General features: G+C 71.0%; 19 protein-coding genes and 1 pseudogene. 9 read left to right on the top strand and 11 right to left on the bottom strand.

Features of this window, described 5'->3' with window-relative positions:
- Positions 1–34: 34 nt before the first annotated feature.
- Positions 35–1,345, bottom strand: coding sequence for a D-alanyl-D-alanine carboxypeptidase family protein (locus tag OG542_RS15040; RefSeq protein ID WP_328411353.1), 1,311 nt, complete (start codon positions 1,343–1,345; stop codon positions 35–37).
- Positions 1,346–1,436: 91 nt separating this feature from the next.
- Between OG542_RS15040 and OG542_RS15035 the strand changes: the two genes are divergently transcribed.
- The 3 genes from OG542_RS15035 to OG542_RS15025 all read left to right on the top strand — a co-directional run bounded on the left by OG542_RS15035 (position 1,437) and on the right by OG542_RS15025 (position 5,039).
- Positions 1,437–1,676 carry an SCO4848 family membrane protein gene (locus tag OG542_RS15035; RefSeq protein ID WP_184591218.1) on the top strand — a complete coding sequence of 80 codons (240 nt, stop codon included), beginning with the start codon at positions 1,437–1,439 and terminating at the stop codon, positions 1,674–1,676.
- A 23-nt stretch (positions 1,677–1,699) separates the two neighbouring features.
- Entirely contained in the window at positions 1,700–3,271 is a 1,572-nt protein-coding gene (locus OG542_RS15030) for a metallophosphoesterase (protein WP_328411351.1), read from the top strand.
- A 211-nt stretch (positions 3,272–3,482) separates the two neighbouring features.
- Positions 3,483–5,039 carry an ABC transporter substrate-binding protein gene (locus OG542_RS15025; RefSeq protein ID WP_328411349.1) on the top strand — a complete coding sequence of 519 codons (1,557 nt, stop codon included), beginning with the start codon at positions 3,483–3,485 and terminating at the stop codon, positions 5,037–5,039.
- A gap of 42 nt (positions 5,040–5,081) precedes the next feature.
- Here the strand turns inward: OG542_RS15025 and OG542_RS15020 are convergent, their stop codons facing one another.
- From OG542_RS15020 to OG542_RS14980, 9 genes and pseudogenes are all read right to left on the bottom strand, one after another.
- Entirely contained in the window at positions 5,082–5,825 is a 744-nt protein-coding gene (locus OG542_RS15020; protein ID WP_328411347.1) for a TetR/AcrR family transcriptional regulator, read from the bottom strand.
- Between the two features lie 32 nt (positions 5,826–5,857).
- On the bottom strand, positions 5,858–6,352 hold the full coding sequence (locus OG542_RS15015) for a thiol-disulfide oxidoreductase DCC family protein (RefSeq protein ID WP_328411345.1): 495 nt from the start codon (positions 6,350–6,352) through the stop codon (positions 5,858–5,860).
- 12 nt (positions 6,353–6,364) lie between these two features.
- Complete coding sequence (locus OG542_RS15010; protein WP_328411343.1) at positions 6,365–6,772, bottom strand: hypothetical protein; 408 nt, start codon at positions 6,770–6,772, stop codon at positions 6,365–6,367.
- Positions 6,773–6,874: 102 nt separating this feature from the next.
- Positions 6,875–7,298 (bottom strand): annotated as a pseudogene (locus OG542_RS15005) (hypothetical protein); the annotation flags it as partial.
- A 97-nt stretch (positions 7,299–7,395) separates the two neighbouring features.
- Positions 7,396–8,175, bottom strand: a complete 780-nt coding sequence (locus OG542_RS15000) for a succinate dehydrogenase iron-sulfur subunit (protein WP_193481646.1) — start codon at positions 8,173–8,175, stop codon at positions 7,396–7,398.
- Positions 8,175–9,929, bottom strand: coding sequence for a succinate dehydrogenase flavoprotein subunit (gene sdhA, locus OG542_RS14995; RefSeq protein WP_193481647.1), 1,755 nt, complete (start codon positions 9,927–9,929; stop codon positions 8,175–8,177). The genes OG542_RS15000 and sdhA overlap by 1 nt, the downstream gene beginning before the upstream one ends.
- Positions 9,930–9,948: 19 nt before the next feature.
- Complete coding sequence (locus tag OG542_RS14990) at positions 9,949–10,428, bottom strand: succinate dehydrogenase hydrophobic membrane anchor subunit (RefSeq protein ID WP_328411339.1); 480 nt, start codon at positions 10,426–10,428, stop codon at positions 9,949–9,951.
- A gap of 5 nt (positions 10,429–10,433) precedes the next feature.
- Positions 10,434–10,814, bottom strand: coding sequence for a succinate dehydrogenase, cytochrome b556 subunit (sdhC, locus tag OG542_RS14985; protein WP_184591193.1), 381 nt, complete (start codon positions 10,812–10,814; stop codon positions 10,434–10,436).
- Between the two features lie 192 nt (positions 10,815–11,006).
- Positions 11,007–11,504, bottom strand: a complete 498-nt coding sequence (locus OG542_RS14980) for a 2-oxo-4-hydroxy-4-carboxy-5-ureidoimidazoline decarboxylase (RefSeq protein ID WP_328411337.1) — start codon at positions 11,502–11,504, stop codon at positions 11,007–11,009.
- A gap of 308 nt (positions 11,505–11,812) precedes the next feature.
- Here OG542_RS14980 and OG542_RS14975 point away from each other — a divergent pair, with 308 nt between their 5' ends.
- The 4 genes from OG542_RS14975 (at position 11,813) to OG542_RS14960 (ending at position 15,355) form a co-directional block, all read left to right on the top strand.
- Entirely contained in the window at positions 11,813–13,378 is a 1,566-nt protein-coding gene (locus OG542_RS14975) for a beta-N-acetylhexosaminidase (protein WP_408057867.1), read from the top strand.
- A 96-nt stretch (positions 13,379–13,474) separates the two neighbouring features.
- Complete coding sequence (locus tag OG542_RS14970; protein WP_193481649.1) at positions 13,475–13,981, top strand: hypothetical protein; 507 nt, start codon at positions 13,475–13,477, stop codon at positions 13,979–13,981.
- Positions 13,982–14,089: 108 nt separating this feature from the next.
- Complete coding sequence (locus OG542_RS14965; RefSeq protein WP_193481650.1) at positions 14,090–14,644, top strand: hypothetical protein; 555 nt, start codon at positions 14,090–14,092, stop codon at positions 14,642–14,644.
- 315 nt (positions 14,645–14,959) lie between these two features.
- Complete coding sequence (locus tag OG542_RS14960) at positions 14,960–15,355, top strand: hypothetical protein (protein WP_193481651.1); 396 nt, start codon at positions 14,960–14,962, stop codon at positions 15,353–15,355.
- A 2-nt stretch (positions 15,356–15,357) separates the two neighbouring features.
- Here OG542_RS14960 and OG542_RS14955 read toward each other — a convergent pair whose 3' ends face one another.
- Complete coding sequence (locus OG542_RS14955) at positions 15,358–16,626, bottom strand: N-acetylmuramoyl-L-alanine amidase (RefSeq protein WP_328411333.1); 1,269 nt, start codon at positions 16,624–16,626, stop codon at positions 15,358–15,360.
- Between the two features lie 231 nt (positions 16,627–16,857).
- Here OG542_RS14955 and OG542_RS14950 point away from each other — a divergent pair, with 231 nt between their 5' ends.
- Positions 16,858–17,469, top strand: a complete 612-nt coding sequence (locus tag OG542_RS14950; protein WP_311127414.1) for an RNA polymerase sigma factor — start codon at positions 16,858–16,860, stop codon at positions 17,467–17,469.
- A gap of 150 nt (positions 17,470–17,619) precedes the next feature.
- On the top strand, positions 17,620–18,378 hold the full coding sequence (locus OG542_RS14945; protein WP_328411330.1) for a hypothetical protein: 759 nt from the start codon (positions 17,620–17,622) through the stop codon (positions 18,376–18,378).
- Positions 18,379–18,546: the final 168 nt, after the last annotated feature.

Genomic DNA, 18,546 nt, shown 5'->3' with positions numbered 1-18,546 from the left:
CGGTGATGCCTGAGGTGGTGCCGGCTGCTGGGTGTCAGTCGTCGTCGCCCGGACGGGTCCGGCGGCGTACCAGGTCCGGCAGGGGCCAGCGGCGGTTGATCAGGAAGGCGCCGCCCGCGAGCAGCACCAGCACCCCGCCGGTGATACCGAGCGCGGTTCCGATGCCGCTGGAGCCGTCCGCGGCCGAGGCGCTGGCCACCGGCTTCGAACCGGTTCCGGTCTTGCCGCCGTCGCCGGAGCCGCCGGCCTCGCCGGAGGGGTTCGCGCCGGGCCGGTCACTGCCCTGCGCGGCGCTCTTCGGCGGCACCAGCTCGCCCACCGGCTGCACCTTCCCGGCCGCCTTGAAGCCCCAGTCGAACAGCCGGGCGGTCTCCTTGTAGACCTCGTTGTGCCCGTCCTTCTCCGGGTTCATCACCGTGACCAGCAGCACCTTGCCGTTCCGCTCGGCGACGCCGGTGAAGGTGGCGCCCGCGTTGGTGGTGTTGCCGTTCTTCACGCCCGCGATGCCCTCGTAGACGGGCACGTCCAAGTCGCCGCTCAGCAGCCGGTTGGTGTTCCGGATCTCGAAGGGCTTGCGGACGGACTTCCCCTTCTTGTCCTTCTTCGTCTCGCCGGGGAACTTCGCGCTGACCGTCGAGCTGTACTCCCGGAAGTCCTTCTTCTGGAGCCCCGAGCGGGCGATCAACGTCAGATCGTAGGCCGACGAGACCTGTCCCTCGGCGTCGTAGCCGTCCGGGCTGACGACGTGCGTGTCGAGGGCCTGGAGTTCCTCGGCGTGCTCGTTCATCTCCTTGACGGTGTTCTCGACGCCCTTGTTCATCGCGGACAGGACATGCACCGCGTCGTTGCCGGACTGCAGGAAGACGCCGAGCCACAGGTCGTGGACGGTGTATGTCTCCTCTTCCTTTATCCCGACCATGCTGGATCCCGCGCCGATACCCGCCAGGTCGGAGGGCACGACCTTGTGCTCGGCCGTGCTCGGGAACTTCGGCAGCAGCGTGTCCGCGAACAGCATCTTCAGCGTGCTCGCCGGGGCCAGCCGCCAGTGCGCGTTGTGCGCGGCGAGCACGTCACCGGTCTCGGCGTCGGAGACGATCCAGGAGCGGGCGCTCACGTCCTTCGGCAGCACCGGCACACCGCTCGCCAGGTTCACCTGCGTCCCCGGCCGCCCGAGCCGGGCGCCGCCCAGGGTCGACATCGACGCCGGGGGAGTGGCCGAGGGGCTCGCCGACGGACTGCCCGAGGGGCTCGGGGCGGCGACCGCGGGTGCGGCCAGGGCGAGGGACGACAGGACGGCGGCGGTGACCAGCAGGGATCGCCTGGCGGTCTTCTTCGGTGCGGGCACGGTCGGAAACGTACATGCCGTACGCAGGGAAGTCCCGCCTCCACCCCCACCCCGGGAACGGAACAGGACACGCTCTGGCGATACTGGACTCATGAAGCTCAGCCGCCCCGTCTCCTGGTTCCTGCTCGCTTTCGGGGTGTGGAGCTGGGTCATCTGGATCACTTTCGTCAAAAACCTTGTCAAGGACGGCAGCGGGCTCGCCTTCGACGACGGTCATCCCACGGCCTACTTCTGGGTGCACCTGTTGCTCGCCGTCGTGTCCTTCGTATTGGGGACGGTCGTCGGGGCCATCGGGTTGCGTGGTCTGCGCGCACTGCGCCGGACGTCATAACGGCAATCAGGAGACACGACACCGTGGCCATCGCCTTCGTACTCATCGCACTGCTGGTCCTGGCCGTCATCGTGACGGCCAACTGGTACGTGTGGCGCCGCCTGTTCCGCGACACGACCCGCGGCCCGGGCCTCACCCGCCGCGCAGGCGCGGTCCTGATCGCCGGAGGCTGGACCCTGGCGATCGCGGCCCTGGTCGCCGAACGCTCCGGCGCCCCCTTCTGGCTCCAGCAGACCCTGGCCTGGCCGGGCTTCCTGTGGCTCGCCCTGTCGATATACCTGCTGCTCGCGGTGGTGGCGGGCGAGGTCGTACGCCCCCTGCTGCGGCGGTTCCTGGAACGCCGGGACAGAACGAGGGCCGAGACCGAGACCGGGACGGGGCCGACGGCGTCGACCGCGGACCAGGTACACACCACGGCGGTCCTGGACACCGACGAGGGCTCTCGCACCCCTGTCGCACCCGGCGAAGCGACCGCCTCTGCTTCCGCGACGGCGCCCGGCCCGCAGGCCGGCGTCGGCGCCGGGGCGCCGGGTGGAGTGGCTGATACCGGGACGGCGGCCGATCCGCAGACGGGCGTCGGCGCCGCGGCGCCCGGTGTGGCGGCGGCTGCCGCCGCGCAGGCCGGCCTCCGTGGCGGAGCGACCGCCTCCGCCACTCAGCCCCACCCCCGGACGGACCCCACCCCCGACGCCCCAGAAGCCACTCCGCAGCCGCTCACCTCCACTGACCCCATCCCCACCGCCGACACCACACCCCCTGCCCCCACCGGCCCCTCCCGCCGCCTCTTCGTCTCCCGGGTCGTCGCCGGTGCCGCCGCGGCCGCCGCTGTCGGGACCGTGGGATACGGCACGTACGGCGTGCTGCGGGGGCCGAAGGTGAAGCGGGTCACCGTGCCGCTGGCCAAGCTTCCGCGCGCGGCGCACGGCTTCCGGATCGCGGTGGTCAGCGACATCCACCTCGGCCCGGTCCTGGGCCGCGGCTTCGCGCAGACGGTCGTCGACACGATCAACGCGACCCAGCCCGACCTGATCGCGGTCGTCGGCGACCTGGTCGACGGCAGCGTCAAGGACCTCGGCCCCGCGGCGGCCCCACTGGCCCAGCTGAAGGCCCGTCACGGGTCCTACTTCGTCACCGGCAACCACGAGTACTTCTCCGGCGCCGAACAGTGGGTCGAGGAAGTCCGGCGCCTGGGCCTCAACCCCCTGGAGAACGCCCGCAGGGAGCTCCCGTACTTCGACCTGGCCGGAGTCAACGACATCGCGGGCGAGGAGGAGGGCCAGGGCCCCGACTTCGCCCGGGCACTCGGCGACCGGGACACCGCACGCGCCTGTGTGCTGCTCGCCCACCAGCCCGTCCAGATCCACGACGCCGTCGAGCACGGCGTGGACCTCCAGCTCTCCGGTCACACCCACGGCGGCCAGCTCTGGCCCGGCAACCTCATCGCCTCCGCCGCCAACCCGACCCTCGCGGGCCTGGAGCGCTACGGCGACACCCAGCTCTACGTCTCGCGCGGCGCGGGCGCCTGGGGCCCGCCCACCCGGGTCGGCGCACCGTCGGACATCACGCTGATCGAGCTGGCGTCGAAGCAGGCCTGACTGAGCATCCCCTGCGCTCGCCCTGCGCGTCCCCCTGTGCATCACCCTGTGAGAAAGCTGTGAAACCGGACCGATTCGCCCATCGGTAAGTTCTTTCCCAACTCGGCAGATCTCTCTTCCCCGAGGTCAAAAACCTGTGATTGGGTGAGGCCGCCCCGAAGGGGTGTGGCACCGGCACAAGGGCCCAAAGGGCCTGGGGAGGGCAGGGCCGATGCGATCGGTTCGCATGCGGATACTCGCGGGGCTGCTCGTCCTGGCCGCCGTGGGCGTGGGCGCCTGGCAGTTCCTGCCGTCGAGGAGCGACGGCAGGACCATCACGGTGGGCACGACGGACGCCGTCACCTCGCTCGACCCGGCAGGTGCCTACGACGCCGGCTCCTGGGCGCTGTTCAGCAACGTCTTCCAGTCGCTGCTCACCTTCACGCCGGGCGGCACCACACCCGTACCGGACGCGGCGAAGAGCTGCGCGTTCGCCGGCGGCGACCTGACGACGTACCGCTGCGACCTGCGCCCCGGCCTCACCTTCCCGAGCGGCCGGACGATGACCGCCGAGGACGTGAAGTACTCCTTCGACCGGATCCTGAGGATCAAGTCGTCCGTCGGCCCGGCGCCCCTGCTCGACACCCTCAGGTCCGTGAGTGCCGACCGGCTGACCGTCACCTTCCACCTGTCCTCGCCCGACGCGACCTTCCCGTTCAAGGTGGCCACCGGCGCCGGCTCCGTCGTCGACCACACCGCGTACCCGGCCGCCGAGCTGCGCACCGACAACGGTGTCGACGGCACCGGCCCGTACACCCTCACCTCCTACACGAAGAACGCCAAGGCGGTCCTCACGCCCAACGCCGGCTACCAGGGCGCCGTCAAGGGCGGCGCGGACCGCTCCGTCGAGCTGCGCTACTACGACAGCCCCGGCGCCCTCGACACCGCCTGGAAGGACAGGCGGGTCGAGGTCGCGACCCGCCAGCTGCCGCCCCGGGTCCTCGCCGGCCTGAACCCGAGCGACCCGGCCCAGCGCGTCTTCGAGGCGGACGGCTCCGAGACCCGCAACCTGTACTTCAACACCCGCGCGGGCAAGCCCCTGCACAAGCCCGAGGTCCGCCAGGCCATGGCCTGGCTGATCGACCGCGAGCGACTGGCCGCCACCGTCTACGACGGCACCGTGGACCCCCTGTACTCCCTGATCCCGGCGGGAATCACCGGCCACACCGCCTCGTTCTTCGACGACTACCCCGACCAGGACGCGAGGAAGGCACGGCAGTTGCTCACCAAAGCCGGTGTCACCCTGCCGGTCCGCATCACCTACGGCTACGCCGAGGGCCGTGGCGCCGGTGCGCAGGAGGGCGCCGAGATCAAACGGGAGCTGGAGGCGGGCGGACTGTTCAAGGTCACTCTCCAGGGTTACGAGTGGACCGACTTCCAGAAGCGGTGGGCGAACGGCAAGCTCGACGTGTACGCCGTCGGCTGGGTCGCCGACTTCCCCGACCCGGACACCTTCGGCGCCGCGCTCGTCGGCACCGGGAGCGCCATGAACACCGGCTACAGCAGCAAGACCGTGGACCGGCTCATCAAGGACAGCCAGCGCTACGCCGACCGCGGCGAAGCCGACCGGGACTTCCGCGAGGTGCAGCAGACCGTCGCGCGGGACGTGCCGGTGCTCCCGCTGTGGCAGGCGAAGGAGTACGTCGTCACCACCGAGGACATCGGCGGCGGCCAGTACCTCTCGGACGGCACCGGGGTCTTCCGCCTCTGGAGCCTCACACGGCTCTGAGAAGCCCTGAGGCTCGGTGAAGCTCTAAGGCCCGGTGAAGCTCTAAGGCTCGGTGCGGCGCGCCGCCGGGTCCGGGATCGCCCGTGTCATGCCCGGCAGGAAGTCCCTGAACAGCTCGTGCACCTCCCGTACCAGGGGCCGCAGCACCCGGAAGCGGGCCAGGGCGACGCCCCGCGCGGTGAGCCGGGCACCGCGCTCCGCGAGCCGGTAGCTGCGCTCCCGCCCCTCCGTACGGTCGAAGATCCAGTACAGGACGAGCCCCATCTGGGACAGCCACAGCAACTCCGGCAGGATCTCCCGCAGTTCCTCGGGCACCTTCGTCTTCGTGGCCCCGGCGAGCACCTCGCGGTGGACGCTGATGGCCTCCTGGCGCGCGTGCTCCGACTCGGGGGAGAAGGGGCTGAGCGGGCTGTCCGGGTCGGCGGCGTTCTTGAAGAACTGCACCGCGAACTCGTGGTACGGCGCGGCGATGTCGAGCCAGGCCCGCAGCACCCCCGCGAGGCGGGCCTCCAGGTCCCTCTCCCGGTCCAGGATCTCCCGGACCGCCACCTGGTGCTCGGCGGCGATCCGGTCGTAGAAGCCCTGGATCAGGTGCTCCTTGCCCGCGAAGTAGTAGTACGCGTTGCCGACGGAGACCCCGGCCTCCTTGGCGATGGCCCGCATCGTCGTCTTGTCGTAGCCACGCTCCTGGAACAGCCGCATGGCCGTCTCCAGGATCAGGGCGCGGGTCTGCTCGGACTTGGTGGGGGCGGCGCCGTCGTCGGGGCCGTCGTTCTTCGCGGACACGGGAAGAGAGCCTAACGTCAGCACGGGTGCGGCTACCGAGGGGCGCAGGTGCCGTCGGCACAGCCGGGCGCGCTGTAGGTCCAGCCGGCGTCCGGGTCGTACGCCCACCCGTCCGCGCGCCGGTACACCGGGCCGCCCCACCGCGCCCCGCCCTGCGGCCCCTGGTTCCACTGCGCCCCGCGCCACTTGGCGGCGGCGAGCACCGCGCCCTTGGCCAGCCGGGCGCCGGACGGGGTGCTCAGCCGGTGGGCGAGCGGCCGGTGCTCGCGCAGCGCCCACAGGGTGACGATCCAGGCGGCGGGTCCCCGGTAGACCTGCCCGGCGTCGCCGACGACGGTGATCTCGTCGAGGGTGGCGCCGTGGTCGAGTCCGGGAAAGCGCCGCCGGGCCTCCTCGGAGGCGGCCGGGACCAGCTCCAGCGGCACCAGCTGGGGCTGCCGCAGGAGCCAGTCGCGCACGAACGCGCACAGGGAGCACTCGGCGTCGTACAGGACGGTGAGCCGGCGGACCGGTGCGGTGGCGTTCACTCCGGCCTCCGCTCAGGCCCGGGCCGACGGGGCCGCCCAGCCCTGCGGCGGCACGGGCGGCACCTGCTCCCGCTCCATCACACCCCGCCGCCGGATCCGGTTCAGCACATAGACGTTGGCCAGGTGCATCACGCCGAGCACCAGCAGCACCACGCCGAGCTTGGTCGACAGGGCCTCGAAGACGCCGCGCGTGTCGGTGATGGTCTCGTCGCCGCTCAGATACAGCGCGACGAACCCGAGGTTGACGAGGTAGAAGCCGACCACCAGAAGGTGGTTGACGGCGTCGGCGAGCTTCTCGTTGCCGTGCAGCACATCGGAGAGGAAGACCTTCCCGTTCCGGCTGAGCGTGCGGGCCACCCAGATGGTCAACGCGACGCTGACCAGCAGGTAGATGACGTAGGCGATGACCGTGCGGTCCATTGCCCCACCCTTCTTGAACACGTTCAAAACGCTGTCGAGAAGACTGTAGACCCTTTTTTGAACGTGTTCAACATGCGGTCGCCTCAAAGGATGCCGGCCGGGTCAGGCCCTGCAGCCGCCCGTCCGCCGCGTGCTCAGCGCGATGTCGTACAGCCGGACGTCGTAGGAGGACGGGCTCGGGTCGGCCTGATAGAGCTGCCACCCCAACTCAGCCGGTCGAACGCCGGGAAGAGAACGGGCCCGGCGTACCGCCGTGCTGGTCCGTGGAAACCGTCAGGTCGGGCTGGGGCATGCCGTCGAAGTACACCGTGACGCGGTTGTCGGTGGCGTCCAGACGGAACTCGACGCACTGCCACGTGCCGGCTGCCGCCGGGGCCGTGGTCTTCCAGGACGTCCAGTCGCCGGTCGGCCCGAGGTCGGAGCCGACGCCGTGGAAGTTGCCCTTCTCGGTGGGCGCGTACTGCCCGCCGAGCGGCCGGACCAACGTCGGCGAACCCGCCCCGGACGCCTCCGCGAGGGTCCAGTGCGGGCGACCTACTGGCCAGAGGCGTAGACCTCGTCATATGCCCGAGGGCCCCGTTTCCAGCGGAAACGGGGCCCTCGAAGGACTGCGGAACGCGATCTCAGAAGCGGCGCGTGATAAGCGCCCGCTTCACCTCCGCGATCGCCTTCGTGACCTCGATGCCGCGCGGGCACGCGTCCGTGCAGTTGAAGGTCGTGCGGCAGCGCCAGACGCCGTCGCGGTCGTTGAGGACCTCCAGGCGCTGCTCGCCGGCCTCGTCGCGCGAGTCGAAGATGAAGCGGTGCGCGTTGACGATGGCCGCCGGGCCGAAGTACTGGCCGTCGTTCCAGAAGACCGGGCACGACGAGGTGCAGGCCGCGCAGAGGATGCACTTCGTGGTGTCGTCGAAGCGCTCGCGGTCCTCGGCCGACTGAAGGCGCTCACGCGTCGGCTCGTTCGTGTCCTTCGTGATGAGGAAGGGCATGACGTCCCGGTACGCCTGGAAGAACGGCTCCATGTCGACCACGAGGTCCTTCAGGACCGTCAGGCCCTTTATGGGCTCGACCGTGATCGGCTTCTCGGGGTTGATGTCCTTGATCAGCGTCTTGCACGCGAGGCGGTTCTTGCCGTTGATCCGCATGGCGTCGGAGCCGCAGATGCCGTGCGCGCAGGAGCGGCGGAACGTCAGCGTGCCGTCGACGTCCCACTTGATCTTGTGGAGGGCGTCGAGGACGCGCTCCTTGGGGTCGATCTCCAGCTGGAAGTCTTCCCAGGTCGCCTCGGCCGAGACCTCCGGGTTGAAGCGGCGGACCCGGAAGGTGACGGTGATGTAGGGGGAGTCGGCGAAGCCGGGCTCGGGCTGGCCGGCCGCGTCCGCCTTGTCCACAACAGGGGTAGCCATCAGTACTTACGCTCCATCGGCTGGTAGCGGGTCTGGACGACCGGCTTGTAGTCGAGACGGACGGTTTCGGAGCCGTCGTCACCGACCTCGCGGTACGCCATGGTGTGCCGCATGAAGTTGACGTCGTCGCGGTTCGGGTAGTCCTCGCGGTAGTGACCGCCGCGGGACTCCTTGCGGGCGAGCGCGGAGACCGCCATGACCTCGGCGAGGTCCAGCAGGTTGCCCAGCTCGATGGCCTCCAGCAGGTCCGTGTTGAACCGCTTGCCCTTGTCCTGGATCGACACGTTCTTGAACCGCTCGCGCAGCTCCGCGATCTTCTCGACCGCCGTCTTGATCGTCTGCTCGGTGCGGAACACCATGACGTTGGCGTCCATGGTGTCCTGCAGTTCGCGACGGATCGCCGTCACACGCTCGGTGCCGGTGGAGTCGCGCAGTCGCTCCACCTGCTCGACCACGAGTTCCGCCGGGTTCTCCGGCAGCTCGACGAAGTCCGCCGTCTGCGCGTACTCCGCGGCGGCGATGCCCGCGCGCTTGCCGAACACGTTGATGTCCAGCAGGGAGTTGGTGCCGAGGCGGTTCGCGCCGTGCACGGACACGCAGGCGACCTCGCCGGCCGCGTACAGGCCCGGGACGACGGTGGTGTTGTCCGCCAGGACCTCACCCTCGACGTTCGTCGGGATGCCGCCCATCACGTAGTGGGCCGTGGGCTGGATCGGGATCGGGTCCGTGTAGGGCTCGATGCCGAGGTAGGTGCGCGCGAACTCCGTGATGTCCGGGAGCTTGGCGTCCAGCTGCTCCGGCGGGAGGTGCGTGAGGTCGAGGTAGACGTGGTCGCCCTCGGGGCCGCAGCCACGGCCCTCGCGGATCTCCGTGTAGATGGAGCGGGACACGACGTCACGGGACGCGAGGTCCTTCATGACCGGCGCGTACTTCTCCATGAAGCGCTCGCCGTCCTTGTTGCGGAGGATGCCGCCCTCACCACGGGCGCCCTCCGTCAGCAGGATGCCCATGCGCCAGATGCCGGTCGGGTGGAACTGGAAGAACTCCATGTCCTCCAGCGGCAGACCGCGGCGGTAGACCGCCGCCTGGCCGTCGCCCGTCAGCGTGTGCGCGTTGGACGTCACCTTGAAGAACTTGCCGCAGCCGCCGGACGCGTAGACCACGGACTTCGCCTGGAAGACGTGGATCTCACCCGTGGCGAGCTCGTACGCCACCACACCGGCCGACTTCTTGACGCCGTCGACCTCGGTGATCAGCTGGTCCAGGACGTAGAACTCGTTGTAGAACTCCACGCCCTCCTTGACGCAGTTCTGGTACAGCGTCTGGAGGATCATGTGGCCGGTGCGGTCGGCCGCGTAGCAGGAGCGGCGGACCGGGGCCTCGCCGTGGTTACGGCTGTGACCGCCGAAGCGGCGCTGGTCGATGGTGCCGTTCGGGGTGCGGTTGAACGGCAGGCCCATCTTCTCCAGGTCGAGGACGGAGTCGATGGCCTCCTTCGCCAGGATCTCGGCGGCGTCCTGGTCGACCAGGTAGTCACCGCCCTTGACCGTGTCGAAGGTGTGCCACTCCCAGTTGTCCTCCTCCACGTTGGCCAGCGCGGCGGCCATGCCGCCCTGCGCGGCGCCCGTGTGGGAGCGGGTGGGGTACAGCTTGGTCAGGACCGCGGTGCGGCTGCGCTTCGTCGACTCGATGGCGGCGCGCATGCCCGCGCCACCGGCGCCGACGATGACGGTGTCGTACTTGTGGATCTTCATGATTCTCGCAGCCCCGTGCCTAGCGGATGTTCGGGTCGAAGGTGAAGATCACCAGCGTGCCCAGCAGGATGGTGAACACCGTGGCGGTGTAGAGCAGGCCCTTGAGCCACAGCCGGGTGTTCGCGCGCTCCGCGTAGTCGTTGATGACCGTGCGCAGGCCGTTGGCACCGTGCAGCATCGCGAGCCACAGCATCAGCAGGTCCCAGACCTGCCAGAAGGGGCTCGCCCAGCGGCCCGCCACGAAGGCGAAGCCGATCTTCGACACACCGCCGTCCAGCACGAGCTGGATCAGCAGGTGGCCGAGGACCAGCACGACCAGCACCACGCCGGACAGGCGCATGAAAAGCCAGGCGGCCATCTCGAAGTTGCCCCGGGTGGTCTTCGGGGTCTTCTTGGTGCGCTTGCGCGGGGCCTCGATGAAGGGGGCCGGGTTGTCGACGGTGTAGACGGCGCCGCCCTCGACGGGGCCGACGCCGGCGGTCTTGTCAGTCGTGGACATTGGCGTCAGCTCCCGAAGAGTTCACGAGCGGCGTGGCCGAGGACGGGGTAGATCGCCCCGAGCATCAGCACGGCCCACAGGGCGACGACGGTCCAGAGCATCTGCTTCTGGTAGCGGGCGCCCTTGGTCCAGAAGTCGACGGCGATGACGCGCAGACCGTTGAGCGCGTGGAAGAGGATGGCGGCGACGAGGCCGTACTCCAGCAGCGCGACGATCGGCGTCTTGTACGTGGCCACGACGGTGTCGTAGGCCTCGGGCGACACACGGACGAGTGCGGTGTCCAGCACGTGAACGAACAGGAAGAAGAAGATGAGGACGCCGGTGACTCGATGAGCCACCCAGGACCACATTCCTTCCCGGCCGCGGTACAGCGTTCCAGCCGGCACGGAAGTTTCCTCCGGGAGCGGGGATTGGGGCCGCGCCGGCTTGGTGTGTCGGTCGGGCCCGGCCGGGTACGGTCCACCGGCCCCCAGCATCGTAGCGATGTGCTGCCGCTGGGCTGAGCCGGGGTCCGGCTGTGTGATCAAACTGGCATGCGTACGGGCTAGCCTCTGTGGCTTCTGGGGTGGGTTTTTGCGTTATGTGCCGGGTGCGGCGACGTTGTGGTTTGTCGCGCGGTTCCCTGCGCCCCTGAGGACGACGTCGACCAAGCGCTCCCTCGCAAGGCGCCGTAGCTCTTCGGCCACCACCGTGCGCTCTTCCTCCGGATCGTTGGTCAACCGTGACCGGATGGCCTCCAGGATGCGGTCGAGGGCCTCGTCCGGCGTCAGGCCGTCCAGGCAGATGACGAACACATGGCCGAATCGGGCCTCGTAGGCGGCGTGGGCCGCGCTGAGGGCCGTGTGGGCCGCGGCGTAGGTGTCCGGCGGGAGCGCGGGCAGGGGCTCGGCCGCCAGGGCTTCCGTGAGGTCGCCCCACGCCAGGTCGTACGCCGCCTCGTCGGCGGCGGCGAGCAGGGAGGCCAGGTCCGGATAGGGGCGGTGTTCCGCGACACGCCCGGACCAGCGGTGGCTGCGCAAGCACGTGAGGAGGGTCTGCTCCAGCTCCCGCGCGGAGGCTGCGTTGACATGCTCCACCGGTATGGCGGCTCGGCCGGGGAGGTCTGGGAGACGGTGCGCAGGCAGCGTGGGTCCTCGTGGGCGTCACGTGTGTCGGCAGGGCAAGGTGTGAGAGATGTGACGTCACGCTATCGAGTGCGACCGAGACGTGTCCGACGGATGCCCGAATTTCACCCGGGGGAGAGAGTTTCGGAACGGGTGGTGGACGCGCGCCGCGAGCCGATGGGTTTTAGGTTGGCCGTGTGAGTCAGCACAGGCGCCGGGATACGGCGAAGCAGGTGAAACAGCGGCCAGTGCTGGTCGTGGCCATGGCCGTCGCACTGGTCATGGTCGTGGCCGGGGTGAGTCTGGGGCTCTGGGCGGCCTCGGACGGCGACGGAGGGTCCACGGGGACGGAGGCCAGACCCTCCGCGGCCGCCCCGCGGGGCACCTCGCCGGAGAGCAGCCCGAGTCCGAGCCGCTCGTACGCCCTGTCCAAGGCCCCGCAGACGATTCCCGCCGTGCGCGACCACGAGCCGGCGCGCGGCCCGGGTTGGCAGCCCGAGAGCGGCAACCGCGTGGTCGTGGACGACGCGGCGCTGGCCGACGAGGGGCGGCTGGTCGCCGGCGAGCTGGGGCTGACGTACGCGGGCCAGAAGGACGACCGGCGCGCCGGGGACCTGCGGCTGGCGCTCGGCGGCGACAAGAAGGCGAACCCTGAGTCGTACGTCATGACCGTGCGCGACGGGCGCGCGGAGATCACCGGGCCCGCCGACGCGGGCGTCTTCTACGGCACCCGCACGCTCAAGCAGGAGACGCACGACGGCGGGACGGCGCCCGAGGGCGTGGTGCGGGACGAGCCGGCCAAGCCGCAGCGCGGGTTCATGCTGGACATCGCGCGCAAGAACTTCACGGCCGGCTGGATCGAGGACCGGATCCGGGAGCTGGGCGATCTGAAGTTCAACCAGCTCGGCCTGCACTTCTCCGACGACCAGGGGTTCCGGATCGAGTCCGCCTCGCATCCGGAGATCGTGTCCCAGCAGCATCTGACCAAGGCGCAGGTGCGGAAGATCATCGACCTCGCGGAGAGCCGCCACATCACCGTCGTGCCCGAGATCGACTCGCCGGGGCACCTGGGCGCGGTCCTCGACGCCCACCCCGACCTGCAGCTGCGCACCGGGCAGGGGTCGCCGGTGCAGGGGGCCATCGACATCTCCAAGGCCGAGAGCGCCGAGATCGTCGACGATCTGCTGAACGAGTACGCGGACCTCTTCCCCGGCCGGCCCTGGCACCTCGGGGCCGACGAGTACCAGGCGCTGGTCCGCTCCGACCCGGAGGCGTCGTTCCCGCAGCTGGCCGCCGCCGCTCGGGAGAAGTACGGCTCCGGTGCCACGGTCGCCGACCTCACCACCGGCTGGCTCAACGACCGCGCCGCCACCGTCCGCGAGCACGAGCGCACCCCGCGCGCGTGGAACGACGGCTTCTTCCGCGGCGGGTCCGTCCAGGCGGACAAGGACATCCAGGTCGCCTACTGGACCGGCAAGGAGATCGGCGCCCGGGAGCCCCTGGAGTACCTGGAGGCGGGCCGGAAGGTGATCAACTACAACGACGAGTTCCTGTACTACGTGCTCGGCGAGCCGCAGACCTTCGTCTATCCGACGGGGCAGCGGATCTACGAGCAGTGGACACCGCGGGTGCTGCGCGGCACCACGGCCGTGCCGGAGCGCTACAACGGGCAGATCCTCGGCGGGTCCTTCGCCGTCTGGTGCGACCTGGCCGACTCGCAGACGCAGGACCAGGTGGCGGCCGGGATCCGGATGCCGCTGCGGGCGACCGTCCAGAAGCTGTGGGACCCGGACAGGCCAGAGCTGTCCTGGGCGGAGTTCCGGGCGCTGGCGGACAGGCTCGGCTGACCCCGCACGAATTGGCCCATACGGCTGCGAACTCCCGTACGACTGTGGTGGTCTTCTGACGCGAGTCGGATCGAATATGCCGGGGGGAACCGGAGCATGGGTTACTGGGGGTACTTCGTCGTGGGCAGAGCGGAGCAGCCGCTTGCGGAGCTGGCCGCGCTGCCGGGGGCCGAGGGCGGTATGACGCCGCACACCTCGGCACCGGGCGGATGGCAGCTGTGGGAGTACCCGAGCGGCGAGGGCGACATCGGGAACATGAACGACCTCGCCCGGGAGACCGGGGCACCTTCGCTGTTCGGGTACGTCATGAACAGCGAGTGCGTAGTGCTGGAGGCCGCGGCGCCGGAGAGCGGGGCGTGGACGACCTGCCTCGCGCGGACCGCGATGGCCGGCTACTTAGGCGCGGACCGGGAGGGCCTCACACTGGAGGACTACTTCCTCGAACCCCCCGACGCCGCCGAGCGCGCGGTGCGCTGGGCCGCCGAGGCCGGACACGAAGTGAACGCCGACGCGCTGGTGGACGTACTGACTGCAGACCCCGATCCTCTGGCCGAAAACCTCTTCTTCCGCTTTCTCGACCGACTGGGCGTGGTGCCCCTGTGACACTCCGGGGCCGTCGCACGCAGTAAGGGGAAGTGCGGGTTCCGTGAGGGGTGAGGGCTGGTAGTGGCCTGGTAGGGCCCCGGAGAAGGCCCGCGGAGGGAGGCGTGGATGAGCCTGGTGGAGTTGATCGCACAGGCCGACGAACGCGGGCTGGCCGCGAGCGGGCTGGCTTGTTTGGATCGGTGCGTGCCCCTGCTGGGCGGCGACGACGAGATCCTGCGGCCGCTGTGGGCGAGCCTCACCGACGACGCCGGTGCCGGCGACTGGGGTGACGGGCTGGAGCAGGCGCGCGGGAAGCTGGACGCCGCGGGCGACGGGGACGAGGCGGTCGCGCTCGCCCACCGGATGCTCGAGGCCGCTCCCGCGGAGCGGTCCGCCGCCGAGGTGCGGGTGTGGGCCGACGCCTGCTCCGTCGCATCCCTCCAGATCCACCGCCTCCTCGACACCGCCCCGGACGACGCCTCCTCGGTCGACACCCGTCGCCAGGGCCGCACGGAGGGCATGTCGCCGCTCGTCGCCGCCGAACTGCGCCGTCAGGTCACCGTCCTGGAGGTCCTGTCCGGACACGGGGCGGCGGGACTGCGGCGGGCGCTGGAGGTGTCCATCGAGGGACGGCGGGTGCTGCGCGCGGTGGTCTCCCGCCGGACCCGGCAACGGAGCTGAGGGCCGCGGGGGCACCCCGACCGGCCTAGGGGGCTTCTGAGGGATCTCCGCGGCGTCGCGACGCCCGGCACGCACTCTCGCTGCACCGGACAAAAGGCCTAGTAGCTCCGCTACGAGGCCTTCCGCCCGGCACGCCGAGAGCACGCACCGAACGCCGCTCCTTCTTCCACGGAGATCCCTCAGAAGCCCCCTAAACCCCGTTCCTGAAAGAGTCCTGTGACTGTCGTAAGGCCGAGGTGGGGCGGTCCTGCACCACTTCCGGGAAGTGGCCGATTTCGCGTGACGAAACGCGGCGCCGCAGCGCTTTGAAGGGGTGTGACGACTCAGCAGGAGACCAGGCCATCGGCGGCTGCCAAGCCGCTGCGGTGGGCGGCGGACACAGTGGCGACCATGCGCGAGGGAGCACGACTGCGCCTCGACTACTCGGCACAGAGTCTGTGGAGCATCGACCGCATGATCGAGGGGATACGGCGGGAAGGCGCGCCGTACGCAGCCGTGGAGGAGGTGCTGCGCGGGTTCGGGGCCTATGCCGGTGAGGTGATGGCACGTCAGACCGGGGCCGAATGGTGGGCCACCGGCGGCGACCACTGGATCCGCACCCCCGACGGGCGCCTCTGGGACCCGATCGACGAGGCCCGCCGCTGCTACGGCGGTCACGGATCGCTGCGGCTGCTGTGCCGGGACGCGGTGGGCACGGCGCCCCGGCAGTAGCGTCAGCGGGCGAGCACGCCCTCGATCCCCAGCTCGGCGAGTTCCGGCTCCGACTCCGGTACCCACTCCGTCGCCGGCTCGGGTGCCGGTTCCGTTCCCTGCCCCTGCCCCGGTTCCGGTTGCGGTTTCGGTTGCGGCGCGACGAGCGTGCCGGCCTGCGCGGCGAGGGAGCGGATCTCGGGCAGGTCGTCGTAGAGGTTCTGTCCGGGGCATTCCGTCGGGGAGCCGTCGCGGTGCCCGGAGATGCGGTGGAGCGTGACCTTCTGGCCCGCCTGGTACTTGCCGTTGTCGGCGCCGGAGGTGAGCACCACGGTCCCGGCCGGGTCGAGGCCGTACAGGCCGAGCTTCCAGGCCGCCACCTTGGCGACCGACGCGCGCACCGCGGCGTTGGTGGTCGCCGTGGAGTAGTCGCCGAGCACCGACACGCTGCTGGTGGCGGTGTTGAAACCGTAGGTGTGCGCGCCGAGGACGGGCTTGTCGATGCCGCCCGCACGGCCCTCGAATACGGTCCCGCACTTGTCGACGAGGAAGTGGTAGCCGATGTCGTTCCAGCCGTTGCTCTGCACGTGGTAGAGGAACACACCGCGCACGACCGACGCCGACTGGGCGCAGGTGTAGTCGTTGGTGCCCGCCGTGTGGTGGACGAACATCGCCTGGGTGCCGGTGGTGTAGGTGGGCGGATCCTTCACCAGGGACTCGTCGGCGCCCCAGGCGGAGCGCGAAGTCACGGTGGGGCGGCCGGCCAGGGGCGCTCCGGGGGCCGGTTCGACGGCGCCGCCCGGTTCGGGGACGCCCGGTTCGACGACCGAGGTGTGCACGGCGTCCGACCCGCCGTCGGGGTCGACCAGTTCGACGCGCAGCCCCTGGGGCAGCCGCCCGCCCGAGACGCGCACCTGGACGCCGTCCGAGGGCCCGGTCCACAGCGGCTGGGTGCCGCCGCGCACCCCGGAGTGGTCGTGGTCGGGTCCGCTCTCGGGCGTGCGCACATCGGTGTCCAGCGCCCGCCACGCGCTCCACTCGCCGCTCTCGCGGGAGCGGGTGCGCACATACGCGGTGCCGTCCAGGGCGGCGTCCGGGTCCGCCCAGGTGACACCGACCAGGCTGAACGGCTCGGTGGTGCGCGGGGCGAGGGACCGCTTGTGCGGATCACCGTCCGGCACCCGGACGGTGTACACGCCGTCCGAGGACGAGGCCCGGGCGGGCTGGGTCAGACCGAGGGCACCGAGGGCCAGAGCGGTGGCGACGGCGGTGCGCAGGAGGGGGGACGGCATGCGGCGCTCGCCTTTCGTGGGGCGGTTGCATCGGGTGCAGAGCTCCCCGGTACGTCACTTGGCCCAAACCTCCGCAGGCCGGCGCTCCCGAGGACGGCGGGTCGGGTTGACCCGAACGGTCGTCGGCCTCCGGGAGCCTGACGCGCTGTGACACTTCCGTCCGCAGCGGCGCTGATCACCGTGGGGGCGTGGTACGGGAGGGCGCGCACTGGGTACGGACGGGGACGGTACGTGGGTCAGGGAGCGGCACCCCGGCGCATACGGGCGTACGACGGGGAACTGGGCGCGGCCGTCGGGCGGGCCCAGCAGGGAGACGAGGCGGCCTTCGCGGTCGCCTACCGGCTCGTGCAGCCCGGTCTGCTCGGCTATCTGCGCGGCCTGGTCGGGGAGGACGCGGAGGACGTGGCGTCCGACGCCTGGCTGGAGATCGCCCGAGACCTGGGGCGGTTCCAGGGCGACGGGGCCGGTTTCCGCGGCTGGACGGCGACCATCGCCCGCCACCGGGCGCTGGACCACCTGCGCCGGCAGCGGGCACGGCCCCGGCCGGCCGTGCTGGAACAGGACGTCCTGGACCTGCCCGGGCCGCACAGCACGTACGACCAGGCGCTGGAGGCCCTGTCCACCGAGCACGCCCTGGAGCTGGTCCGCGGGCTGCCCCGCGACCAGGCCGAGGCCGTGCTGCTGCGCGTCGTGGTCGGCCTCGACGGCCCGGCCGCCGCGCGCGTCCTGGGCAAGCGGCCGGGTGCGGTGCGCACGGCCGCGTACCGGGGGCTGAAGCGCCTCGCCCGGCAGCTGGGCGGGGAGAGTGTGACGGATGAGGCTCCCCGGACGCTGGGGGAGTAGACGTGAACGAAGTTCAGCTTCGTCGGCAGGGCCGACGGGACCGCGCGGACGCGACGTCCTGAACAGGCCGGCCGAGCGGGACGTACTGGTGAGGCCCGAGGGGCCGTGTGGGCGAGTGTGCGAGTGGATCGAGCAGGGACGGAAACGGACATGGGTGAACGGCAGAGCGACGGCGGGCTTCCCGGCCGGGCTTCCCGTCATGCCCTCCTCGACGCCGAAGTAGAGGCGCTGATCGTCGCCTCCCTCGTCCGGGACGGTGTCGACGCCGAGGCCGAGCAGCGGGCCGTGGCCGCGTTCCGGGACGCCCGGGACGCCGGGGCCCACCGGACGCGCACCCGCCGCCGGGACGACTGGCGGTCCCAGGAGCGGCGGTACCTGGGGCGGCCCCTGAGGACGACGCTCTCCGTGCTCCTCGCCTCTCTCACGCTGGGCGGTGTCGCCGTGGCGGCGATCGGCGCGGCGGGGTCAGCGGCGGACGGCGCCCGCGACGGCCGTGACCGCCCGCCCGCCTCGAGCAGCGCCCCGCGCGATCCGGCGGGAACCCCCTCCGGCGACAGGCCCGGCACCGGCTCAGCCCCTGCTCATCCGGACCGCCCGGCCCCCGCCCAGGACACCGAGGCACGCTGCCGTGCCTACCAGCAGGTGGAGGGGCGGGGCAGGGCCTTGGACGCGACGGCCTGGCAGCGTCTCGTGGAGGCCGCGGGCGGTGAGAGGAACGTCACGGCGTACTGTGCCGGAAAACTGTCCGAGGCGAAGCCGGGCGGCAACGGAGGCTCCGCGAACAAGGGTCCCGCCGAGAACAACGCCCCTCCCGCCGGGAACAACAACGCCCCTCCCGCCGGGAACAACGGCGCGGACATGGGCCGGAGCGACGGCAAGCCCGCCCAGCCCAACAGCCGTCACAGGTAAGGGATGGAGCGGACTCGGCGGCCCGCCATGGCAACGGCCGAGGCCGCCACCCCCCACAGGAGAGGCCCCGGCCGTCGCGCGGCACGGGCCGCGCGGCGGCCCGTACTTCCTACAGCGCCATGTCTGCGTTTTCTGTCACACCCCGGCGTGTCACGGCTTAGTTGCATC

The sequence above is a fragment of the Streptomyces violaceus genome, assembly GCF_036014075.1.
GTDB classification, from domain to species: domain Bacteria; phylum Actinomycetota; class Actinomycetes; order Streptomycetales; family Streptomycetaceae; genus Streptomyces; species Streptomyces violaceus.
This window is presented reverse-complemented; position numbering and strand designations above follow the sequence as displayed.

Bases quoted from the DNA above. Each gene is read 5' to 3' on its own strand.
- OG542_RS14965 (WP_193481650.1), top strand. From the start codon at position 14,090: ATGAGCCTGGTGGAGTTGATCGCACAGGCCGACGAACGCGGGCTGGCC.
- OG542_RS14970 (WP_193481649.1), top strand. From the start codon at position 13,475: ATGGGTTACTGGGGGTACTTCGTCGTGGGCAGAGCGGAGCAGCCGCTT.
- OG542_RS15035 (WP_184591218.1), top strand. From the start codon at position 1,437: ATGAAGCTCAGCCGCCCCGTCTCCTGGTTCCTGCTCGCTTTCGGGGTG.
- OG542_RS14945 (WP_328411330.1), top strand. From the start codon at position 17,620: ATGGGTGAACGGCAGAGCGACGGCGGGCTTCCCGGCCGGGCTTCCCGT.
- OG542_RS15010 (WP_328411343.1), bottom strand. From the start codon at position 6,772: ATGGACCGCACGGTCATCGCCTACGTCATCTACCTGCTGGTCAGCGTC.
- sdhA (WP_193481647.1), bottom strand. From the start codon at position 9,929: ATGAAGATCCACAAGTACGACACCGTCATCGTCGGCGCCGGTGGCGCG.
- OG542_RS15000 (WP_193481646.1), bottom strand. From the start codon at position 8,175: ATGGCTACCCCTGTTGTGGACAAGGCGGACGCGGCCGGCCAGCCCGAG.
- OG542_RS14975 (WP_408057867.1), top strand. From the start codon at position 11,813: ATGGTCGTGGCCGGGGTGAGTCTGGGGCTCTGGGCGGCCTCGGACGGC.
- OG542_RS15025 (WP_328411349.1), top strand. From the start codon at position 3,483: ATGCGATCGGTTCGCATGCGGATACTCGCGGGGCTGCTCGTCCTGGCC.
- OG542_RS14990 (WP_328411339.1), bottom strand. From the start codon at position 10,428: ATGTCCACGACTGACAAGACCGCCGGCGTCGGCCCCGTCGAGGGCGGC.
- OG542_RS14955 (WP_328411333.1), bottom strand. From the start codon at position 16,626: ATGCCGTCCCCCCTCCTGCGCACCGCCGTCGCCACCGCTCTGGCCCTC.